This window comes from Natrinema soli, from assembly GCF_028618695.1.
Genome location: NZ_JAQIVI010000410.1, coordinates 1 through 2,237, shown reverse-complemented (window position 1 = coordinate 2,237; position 2,237 = coordinate 1). Strand labels below are relative to the sequence as shown.

Here is a 2,237-nt window from a genome sequence, read left to right as displayed (position 1 = left end):
CCGCGTCGGCGATGGTCGCCGCGCCGCGGATCCGCATCGCGGCGATGTCGTCGGCGGTGGATTCGACGGCCGGAACGGTGCCGGGGTCTGCGTCGGCCATGAGGGTCAGTTGCATGTGACAGCTGAAAAGGATACCGTCGGCCGCGGGACAGTGACGCTATGTTCCGGATGGCTGTCGACTGCGTAATCGGACGCCTTTTTGTCGGTCCGACGAGTCGACCCACCTATGGATCGCAGCGAGCTCGCCCCCCTGATCGACCACACCGTCCTCGGTCCCGAGACGACGCCCGCCGACGTTCGAGCCGTCCTCGATGACGCTCGAGAGCACGGCATGAACGCCTGTATCCCGCCCTACGCGGTCGAGTTGGCCGCCGAGTACGCCCCGAACGTCACCCTCGCGACGGTGATCGGCTTCCCGCACGGCCAACACGCGCCCGACGTGAAACGGCGGGAGGGCGTGACGGCCTGGCAGGACGGAGCCGACGAACTCGACGTCGTCATCAACGTCGGTCGCCTGCGGGCGGGCGAAGACGACGCCGTCAGGGCCGAACTCGCGGAACTGGTTGCCGCCGTGCCGATCCCGGTAAAGGTGATCATCGAGACCGCGCTCCTCTCCGACGCGGAGAAGCGTCGGGCCTGCGAGGCCGCCCGAGCGGCCGACGCGGCGATGGTGAAGACTTCGACCGGGTTTGCGAGCGGTGCTTCGGAGAAGCAACGTGCGAACGGCGAAGCCGTGAGCGCCGGTGCCACGATTCCCGACGTCGAACTCATGAGCGAGTACCTCCCCGTCAAGGCCAGCGGCGGCGTCGGCAGCTACGACCAGGCCGTGGCGATGCTCGAGGCCGGTGCCGAACGCATCGGAGCCTCGAGCGGGGTCGAGATTCTCGAGGGCGCACCGGAGTAGCGGCGACGGGGAGACGGCAGCGATGGTTCGCAGACGAGTACGAGGCTATCCACGGAATCGTACAGTAGAGAACAGTCACACAGCGATCGTTCCTCAGGTAGCCGTCTCACCGTGTCAACTGCGACTTCTACCCGTCCACGTCTTCGAGAACGGATGCATCGTTGCTCATGAGTCGAAGATCACCATCTTCGCAGGAACAAGCGGGACCTCGTCCGCTCCCAATCGGCCGTATTTCGCCGTCAGGGCCGAGACGGACTGCATGTGCAGTCTCACAATTCTCGCACATTGCGACTGCCCGCTGGTTCTCCTCTTCATCGGCCACCATACCACACTGTGTGTGATGATACGAGTTAATTTTTTCTCGAGAAAGGTGACATGCCGTTACAGGGGTAGTACGCACCAGCTGACTCGGCAGAAATCGGCCGCGGACAGCCGTTGAACCGTCCGATCACGTCTTCGAGAGGAGAGATCAGGGACAGCCGACCGGCGCGTCGATTTCGAGCGAAGCCGAACAGTTTTGGTCGATCCGCGAGCAACGGATTCCTATGCTCGAGGGGGTGCGAGCGCGACTGCACGCGCTCGCGAGTCGACTGCGACGGCTGGAGCGACGCGAACTCGATTCCTTCGTCCGGTGGCTCGAGCACACCGGGAACCTCCTCCATCTCTCGGTACTGGTGTTCGTCCCGCTGTTGATCGCGGCGGTGACGTGGCTGACGAACATGACGGCGGTGATCTCCTTCCTGCTGTTTCCGCCGCTGGCGTCTGGCACGTACACGCTCTTCGCCGATCCCGAGGGGAAGCACGCCACGCCGTGGAGGTTCGTCGGCGGCATGACCGTCGGCGCGCTCTGTGGCTGGCTCGCGCTCGAGCTCACGGCCGCGGTCGGACTGAACGGCGGTGGCGTCAGCGCGGCCGGAGCCGCCCTCGCCATCTTCTTCACCGGGTGCTGCACGTGGGGGCTTGATCTGGAGGAACCGACGGCGTTTTCGACCGCGCTGCTCGTGCTCGTGACCGGGAACGCGCAGTTCGCCTACGTGCTGGGCATCGTCGTCTCGAGTTCGTTCGTCGCGAGTGCGTTCGTCCTCTGGCGGAGTCGCTTCTACGAGCAGCGCGCGCAGTACCTCTACGGGACGACCGGCGGCGACGATCACGTCCTCGTTCCGATGGCTGACGGCGGGGAGACGGTCGCCCGCTTCGCCGCGTCGATCGCCGGCGCACACGACGCGGGGAAGGTGGTCCTCTTCGACGTGATCGACGAGGACGACGCCGAGCAGCGCGTCGATCTCGTCGATACCGAGGCCGCCGGGGACGACGGGAGCGAGGAACTGGCCCC

The 2,237-nt window shown here is 65.7% G+C and carries 2 protein-coding genes and 1 pseudogene; 2 read left to right on the top strand and 1 reads right to left on the bottom strand.

Annotated elements, in window-relative coordinates:
* Nucleotides 1-100 (bottom strand): annotated as a pseudogene (locus PGX04_RS22300) (ribose 1,5-bisphosphate isomerase); the annotation flags it as partial.
* A gap of 126 nt (nt 101-226) precedes the next feature.
* On the opposite strand from PGX04_RS22300, the gene deoC reads away from it, so the two are divergent.
* The gene (deoC, locus tag PGX04_RS22295; protein WP_273740503.1) at nt 227-904 is read left to right on the top strand and encodes a deoxyribose-phosphate aldolase; all 678 of its coding nucleotides are present in this window, start codon (nt 227-229) and stop codon (nt 902-904) included.
* Between the two features lie 545 nt (nt 905-1,449).
* Nucleotides 1,450-2,237, top strand: a 788-nt coding sequence (locus tag PGX04_RS22290; RefSeq protein ID WP_273740502.1) for an HPP family protein, incomplete at its 3' end; no start/stop codon positions are given.

Excerpts from the sequence above, each read along its gene's own strand:
- deoC (WP_273740503.1), top strand. The coding sequence starts at position 227 with ATGGATCGCAGCGAGCTCGCCCCCCTGATCGACCACACCGTCCTCGGT.